The organism is Nocardioides sp., assembly GCF_031422975.1.
GTDB lineage: Bacteria > Actinomycetota > Actinomycetes > Propionibacteriales > Nocardioidaceae > Nocardioides.
This window is the reverse complement of record NZ_JANPEO010000592.1, coordinates 1-6,562: the sequence shown is the minus strand read 5'-3', so window position 1 is coordinate 6,562 and position 6,562 is coordinate 1. Positions and strand designations below refer to the sequence as shown.

General features: G+C 69.6%; 8 protein-coding genes. 4 read left to right on the top strand and 4 right to left on the bottom strand.

What is annotated here, in order from left to right; translation table 11 throughout:
* Positions 1 to 152: 152 nt before the first annotated feature.
* Both RMO85_RS17635 and RMO85_RS17630 read right to left on the bottom strand, forming a co-directional pair.
* Positions 153 to 512 (bottom strand): hypothetical protein, encoded by a 360-nt coding sequence (locus tag RMO85_RS17635; RefSeq protein ID WP_310530025.1) that lies wholly within the window; start codon positions 510 to 512, stop codon positions 153 to 155.
* Positions 509 to 1,138, bottom strand: a complete 630-nt coding sequence (locus RMO85_RS17630) for an FMN-binding negative transcriptional regulator (RefSeq protein WP_310530024.1) — start codon at positions 1,136 to 1,138, stop codon at positions 509 to 511. The genes RMO85_RS17635 and RMO85_RS17630 overlap by 4 nt, the downstream gene beginning before the upstream one ends.
* Positions 1,139 to 1,191: 53 nt before the next feature.
* On the opposite strand from RMO85_RS17630, the gene RMO85_RS17625 reads away from it, so the two are divergent.
* Entirely contained in the window at positions 1,192 to 1,905 is a 714-nt protein-coding gene (locus RMO85_RS17625) for a peptidylprolyl isomerase (protein WP_310530023.1), read from the top strand.
* A gap of 67 nt (positions 1,906 to 1,972) precedes the next feature.
* Here RMO85_RS17625 and RMO85_RS17620 read toward each other — a convergent pair whose 3' ends face one another.
* Positions 1,973 to 2,410, bottom strand: a complete 438-nt coding sequence (locus tag RMO85_RS17620) for an OsmC family protein (RefSeq protein WP_310530022.1) — start codon at positions 2,408 to 2,410, stop codon at positions 1,973 to 1,975.
* 33 nt (positions 2,411 to 2,443) lie between these two features.
* The gene (locus RMO85_RS17615; RefSeq protein ID WP_310530021.1) at positions 2,444 to 2,587 is read right to left on the bottom strand and encodes a hypothetical protein; all 144 of its coding nucleotides are present in this window, start codon (positions 2,585 to 2,587) and stop codon (positions 2,444 to 2,446) included.
* Between the two features lie 172 nt (positions 2,588 to 2,759).
* On the opposite strand from RMO85_RS17615, the gene pepN reads away from it, so the two are divergent.
* The 3 genes from pepN to RMO85_RS17600 form a co-directional block, all read left to right on the top strand.
* On the top strand, positions 2,760 to 5,246 hold the full coding sequence (gene pepN / locus RMO85_RS17610) for an aminopeptidase N (RefSeq protein ID WP_310530020.1): 2,487 nt from the start codon (positions 2,760 to 2,762) through the stop codon (positions 5,244 to 5,246).
* Entirely contained in the window at positions 5,243 to 6,067 is an 825-nt protein-coding gene (locus RMO85_RS17605) for a formate dehydrogenase accessory sulfurtransferase FdhD (RefSeq protein WP_310530019.1), read from the top strand. Before pepN ends, RMO85_RS17605 begins: the two co-directional genes overlap by 4 nt.
* 59 nt (positions 6,068 to 6,126) lie before the next feature.
* Positions 6,127 to 6,562: exonuclease subunit SbcD (locus RMO85_RS17600; RefSeq protein ID WP_310530018.1), on the top strand; the 436-nt coding region annotated here is incomplete at its 3' end.

Sequence of the window (6,562 nt, the reverse complement as noted above, 5' to 3'; positions counted from 1 at the left end):
AGCGGTCCTGCTCGTCGGGTTGGTCCTGAACGCGACCCTCGGCTGGTCGTGGGCCGACCCCATCGCCGGGCTCATCATCGCTGCCGTCGCTGTCCGTGAAGGGCTCGAAGCGTGGCGGGGCGAGAACTGCGGCTGCGGACCTCACACCGGAACTACGAGCTGCAGTGCTCCGGGGACTTCAAGCCGTCCGCATTGCTCGCGCTGATGCAGTAGGAGTTGCCGTCGACCGCGCGTACGACGAGCGCGACACCCGGCGAAGCGACGAAATCGTTGCTGCCGACCTTGACGGACCCACCGTCGGACACCGTTGCCTCGACCGGTCGTCCGCCGTTGGCGATGTGGGCCGCCTGGTAGGTCTGCATCCTCAGCATGTCCTGGTACATCGGCCGGTCGTCCTCGAGGCCGCGGTCGAGCATCCACACCAGCGGGAGGAACGCCACCATCACCACGAACACGCCGACGGTGATGAGAAGCGGGAGCCGGTCCCCCGGGGTGGTCGCACGTTCGTTCACGGCCGCAATCCTAGGCGCATCGCCGCCACGAGCTCGGCCGGCCCGCCGTCGCCCGCGATCCCTGCGGCGGCCCCCTCGCGGTCCGCGGTGTGCCGGGCGGCGGAGATCTTGAACTTGCCGATGAGTGAGGTGACCCGGACGCTGATGCCCACGATCTGGTCGAGCTGGCGCTCGACGTACTCGCGCGGAGCCATTCCCACCCGCCACGGCTCCGAGCGACCGTTCTCCATGGTCTGGGTCAGGCGCGCCACGGCGGCCCGGGTCCAGGCCCGGTCGTCGTGCACGACCAGCTCCCCCTGCGCGTGGACGACGAGGTAGTTCCAGGTCGGAACGACGCGGTGGTGTTCGGCCTTGCTGGGATAGAAGGTGGGCGACACGTAGTGACCGACCGGGCCGAAGACGGCGAGCACGGGCCCGACCTGAGCTCGCTCCCACAGTGGGTTCGCCCGGGCCACGTGCCCGACGAGGTCCAGGCCGGCGCTCCCCTTCTGCGCGAGCAACGGAATCAGGTCGGCGTCGGGCGTTTCGCCGTCGTGGGTCACCAGGGTCGCCAACGGGTGAGCCTCGATGAAGTCGAGCAGCACCGCCGGGTCGTCGACCGAGTCGTGCGCAGGGCTGTAGGGCATGCGGAGATCATGCCTCGTCAGCCGGCGACACCCTCTCGCCTACCATCGTCGGCATGTTGAAGCGACTCGTTGCCATCTCGGCGACCCTGGCCTGTCTCTCCCTTGCCGCATGCGGCAACGAACGCGACGCCGACACGGCAGCCGACCCGTCCACCAGTGCGGGGACGAGCGAGACCCCCACTGACTCGGAGGCCGCCGCGGGGCCGTGTGAGTACGTCGAAGACGGCTCCCCGGCAGCCAAGGAGGTCGACCTCCCGCCGAGCGAGCCCACTGTGTCCGGGCAGGTGAGCATCGTCTTCGAGACCACGCTGGGCGACATCCCGGCGACGCTGGACGCCGACGCCACCCCGTGCACGGTCAACTCGTTCGTGTCGCTGGCCGAGCAGGGCTTCTTCGACGACTCACCCTGCCCGCGCATGGCGACCTCGCCCTCCTTCGGGATCCTGCAGTGCGGCGATCCGTCCGGGACCGGCTCGGGTGGTCCGGGCTACAGCTACGCCGATGAGCTGACCGGGGATGAGACCTACACCGCCGGCACGCTGGCGATGGCCAACGCCGGCGCCGACACCAACGGCTCGCAGTTCTTCTTCGTGTTCAACGACTCCCCCGGTCTGACGGCCAACTACAACGTCTTCGGCACGGTCGACCCGGCCGGGCTCGCGCTGCTGACCGAGGCCGCCAAGAAGGGCGACGACGGCTCCCACCCGGCCGGTGGTGGCGTGCCCAACGCCGGTCCGATCGACATCACCGCCGTCACGATCGGCTGACGGACCCACCAGGGCCGATGCCGCTGCGTGGCCCAGCCACGCAGCGGTTTCGCCCGCATGACCCGAGTCAGGCCTCGACGTGAGGGCCGTCGTAGGTGACCTCCGTGCCCAGCTGGACCGTGCGGCTCACGGTACAGAGCCGGTCGCGTGACATCGCGATGGCGCGCGGCAGGACCTCCCGGGCGGCGTCGCCCTCGGGCCCCTCGGGGAACGCGACATCGAACGTGATCCGGAGTCCGGTCAGATGGTTGCCGTGCTCGTCGCGGACCTTGTGCCCCTCCGCCGAGATCTCGAATCCAGTGCTAGTGGCCCGCTTCTTCGTGATGGCCTCGACGTCGAGCGCACTGCAGCCGGCGATGGCCGCGAGGAGGAGCTCGATCGGGGTGAAGTCGGGGTCTTCTCCCCCGGCGCCCATGAACGTCTCACCTCCGCGGGCGTTGGTCGCCTTGAAGCGGGCGTCGCCGATCTTTCTCAGCGCGATGCTACGGAGGGTCTCGTCGCTCATGCCGCGAGCATAGAGCGCCCGCGAATGCTCGACTCAGCGCGCGTTGCGGCGCGCGGCGCGGGCTGCGCGACGCTGCTCACTGCGAGCCAGTTCCACCGTTCGAAGCAGGGCCCTGTCCTCGGCGAAGTGGGCCCGTCCCTCGACGATGCCGTAGGCGAGGTGCAGTTGCGTGCTCATGGTGTTCCTGGTCCTTTCGGCCGTGCCGGCCACGTGACGAGATGGGACGAGATGTAATGAATAGTGCCGCTGACGCGACTCTTACATTCTACGACTGTCGAAGGCGCGCACGGGACCATTCCAGGGGTGATCTGCCACACCCCGGAAACCCTTCGGTGACTAGGGTGCACGCGTGACCGGATCCCCCCATCTGAGCCTTCAGCACCGCGAAGCCATCGAGCGCTTCGCGACCCTGCAGGTCACGTCGTACGACGTGGCGCTGGACCTCGCGTCGTCGGCGGAGACCTTCGGTTCGAGGACCATCGTCGTCTTCGAGTCGACCGGCGCCGAGACGTTCGTCGACGTGAAACCGGTGCGGATCGGCGAGGTCCGGCTCAACGGCTCGCTGCTGGATCCGGACTCGCTGGACGGAGGGCGGCTGAGGTTGCCGACGCAGCCCGGCACCAATGAGCTCATGGTCGATGCCGTGATGCGCTTCCGGTCGGACGGCGAAGGGCTGCACCGCAGCGTCGATCCGGCCGACGGTCGCCACTACGTCTACGGCATGTCCTTCATGGACGCGGCGCCCAGCATCTTCGCCTGCTTCGACCAGCCCGACCTCAAGGCGTCGTACACGTTCCACGTGAAGGCTCCGCGCGAGTGGACGGTGTACGCGAACGCGCCGGGCGAGCAGGTCGAGCCGGGCGTCTGGGAGTTCGAGCAGACGCCACCGCTGTCGACGTACTTCGTCACGCTGGTCGCCGGTCCCTGGCACGCCATCAGCACCGAGCACGACGGGATCCGGCTCGGCCTGACGGCTCGCCAGAGCATCGCGGACGCGCTCGACCGGGACGCCGAGGAGATCCTGACCGTGACCGGGCAGTCCTTCGACGAGCTCCACCGGCTCTTCGACGAGCGCTATCCCTTCGGCGACTACCACCAGGCGTTCGTGCCCGACTTCAATGCCGGTGCGATGGAGAACCCCGGCTGCGTCACGCTGCGCGATCCCTACCTCTTCACGTCCCGGGTGACCCGCAGCGCCCACACCATCCGGGCCTCGACGATCGCGCACGAGCTGGCGCACCAGTGGTTCGGCAACACCACCACGCCGAAGTGGTGGGACGACCTCTGGCTCAACGAGTCCTTCGCCGAGTACCTGGGCAATCGGGTGATCGCCGATGCCACTGAGTTCGACGATGCCTGGGTGCACAATTCCTACGCTCGTCGGCAGTGGGGACTGCTTGCGGACGCCGGGCCGAGCACGCACCCGGTTGCCGGCAACGGCGCCTCGGACGCGGTCGCCGCGCTGCAGGACTTCGACGGCATCTCCTACGCCAAGGGCTCGAGCGTCCTCAAGCAGCTGAACGCTCGCCTCGGCGACGAGGTCTTCTTCACCGGCGTCAACGACCATTTCGCCGCCCACCGGTTCGGCAACGCCACGATGCACGACCTCTTCGCGAGCTGGGAGCGAGCCGGCGCCGGTGATCTGGGCGACGTCACGCAGGGCTGGCTGCGCACGAGCGGGGTGGACCGGATCGCGCTGGACCGGATGAACGGTGTGCTGCGGCGTACTCCCCCGGGCTCCGAGTCGACCGAGCGGCGCCACGCGTTCAACGTCGCGCTGGTGGGCCCGGACGGCACCTGGCGGCGCCAGGCGGTGACACTGGCCGAGGCGAGCTGCGCCGTCGTGGTGGCGCCCGAGGAAACGCTCGTCCTCGACGTCGACGAGACCTCCTGGCTCGTGGCTCAGCTCGACCAGCAGTCCCTGGCCAGGCTGCCCGGGCTGATGCCGAGACTGACCGACGACACGCTGCGGGCAGCCGTGTGGAACAACGTGCGCAGCTCGTTCGAGACCGGCATCGCCGGACCCGACGACGTGCTCGCGCTGGCAGTGCGGTCGATCCCGGGCGAGACCAGCGACGAACCGCTGGGGTTCAACACGCGCGCGTCCGATCCGAGCAAGATGCTGCTGACCGAGTGGCTGGTGACGAAGGTTGCACCGCTCAGTGCCGACCCGGTCGCCTCCTTGAGTGCTCTGCACACGGCGTATCTGGAGCGCGCGACGACTGCCGTCGCGGACAGCACGGTGCAGCACGCGGCGTTCCAGGCCGCGATCGAGACCTGCCTCTCCTCCGATGTGCTCGACCAGTGGCTCGCGGGGGCGGTGCCCGCAGGCGTGTCGATCGACCTCGCGGTGCGCTGGCGGCTGCTGAGCAGACTCGCGAGCCTGGGCGCGATCGAGTGGTCCGCGCTCGATGAGCACCTGGCGGACGAACCCACCGCGGTCTCCACGGTCCAGCACGCCCGGGCTGTCGCCTCCCTGCCCTGTCTCGAGGCCAAGGCCTGGGCCTGGGATCGGTTCATCGGGGTCGAGGACGTGCCCAACTACGAGCTGCAGGCCTCGGGACAGGGCATGTGGCAACCCGGACAGGAGTCCCTGACCGATGCGTACGTCGACAGGTTCTTCGACGAGCTGCCCGGCACCGCGTCTCGTCGCGCCGGCTGGCTGCTGGCCGACGCCGCGTGCTGGTTCTTCCCGCTCACCTCGCTGACCGACGAGACCGTGGCTCGCTCCGAGGCGCTCGCCGGCGATCCGAGCCTGGACCACTCCCTTCGACGGACGTTGGCGATCATGGCCGACGAGCTGCGCCGGCGCATCGCCGTACGCTCGAAGCCATGAGCACGCTAGCCCGCAGGCCCGGACCGTCGGTGCGCACGCGCGTCACCGAGCACACCGACGCCGGCGCCCGCACGCACGAGGACCGGCTCGCGACCGAGGAACCCCTGGAGATCAGGCTGGCGTCGACCGGTGCCCCGGCCGAGCGCGTCTGGGTGACGATGCGGACGCCGGGTCACGACTTCGAGCTGGCGGCGGGCTTCGCGGTGAACGAGTCACTGGTGGCTCCTTCCGAGATAGTGAGGGTGGCCTACTGCACCGACGCCGACCTGGATCCGGAGCAGGAGTTCAACGTCGTGACGATCATCGTGTCGGGGGCCACCGACATCGGCCACCGGCACGCGGCCCAGTCGGCCGGCTCGTCGGCGTGCGGCGTGTGCGGGAAGGACAGCGTCGCGGCGGTGCTGGACGTCCGGACAGCGACCCCCTGGCAAGGCGCACTCCCCTCCCCCGACGTCATCCGGACACTCCCCGACGCGCTGCGCGAGAAGCAGCCGGTCTTCAGCAGGACCGGTGGTGTGCACGCCGCGGCGCTGGCTGACGCGGACGGTCGCATCCTCGTCGTCCGGGAGGACGTCGGGCGCCACAATGCCGTCGACAAGGTGATCGGCGCCCGGGTGCTGGCCGGCGAACCGCGCAGCGAGGCATGCCTGGTGGTCAGCGGCCGCGCCGGCTTCGAGCTGGTGCAGAAGTCCGTGGCGAGCGGCATCGGCTCCCTCGTCGCGGTCGGCGCGCCGACCAGTCTCTCGGTGCGCCTCGCGTCCGAGTCGGGGCTGGCGCTGTTCGGCTTCACCAGTCCCGGACGGTGCGTGCAGTACGCCTGACTGGCCTGTCGCGGCGTGGGCTCCCGACCGTTGTCGGTGGTCGAATCTAGGCTCGATCCATGCGGATCCTGCACACCTCTGACTGGCACCTGGGGAGGTCCTTCCACCGCGAAGGGCTCCTCGGCCATCAAGGCGTGTTCGTGGACCACCTGCTCGAGGTCGTCGAGTCCGAGAGCATCGACGTCGTGGTCGTTGCCGGCGACGTCTACGACCGTGCCCTGCCCCACGTCGACGCCGTCCGGCTGGCCGACGAGACCTTCGCCCGGCTCGCGGCTTCGCGGGCGTCCGTCGTGGTCACGAGCGGCAACCACGACTCGGCGCAGCGCCTCGGGTTCGGCAGCCGCCTCATCGACGTCGCCGGGGTGTTCATCCGCACGGACGCGCGTGCCGTCGGCACGCCCGTGCTTCTCCAGGACGAGCACGGTCCGGTCGCCTTCCACGGGATCCCCTACCTCGATCCGACCGCGATGATCGAGCCGTGGGCGTTGCCGGGGC

Bases quoted from the DNA above. Each gene is read 5' to 3' on its own strand.
- RMO85_RS17630 (WP_310530024.1), bottom strand. From the start codon at position 1,138: ATGCCCTACAGCCCTGCGCACGACTCGGTCGACGACCCGGCGGTGCTG.
- RMO85_RS17625 (WP_310530023.1), top strand. From the start codon at position 1,192: ATGTTGAAGCGACTCGTTGCCATCTCGGCGACCCTGGCCTGTCTCTCC.
- RMO85_RS17620 (WP_310530022.1), bottom strand. From the start codon at position 2,410: ATGAGCGACGAGACCCTCCGTAGCATCGCGCTGAGAAAGATCGGCGAC.
- RMO85_RS17615 (WP_310530021.1), bottom strand. From the start codon at position 2,587: ATGAGCACGCAACTGCACCTCGCCTACGGCATCGTCGAGGGACGGGCC.
- RMO85_RS17605 (WP_310530019.1), top strand. From the start codon at position 5,243: ATGAGCACGCTAGCCCGCAGGCCCGGACCGTCGGTGCGCACGCGCGTC.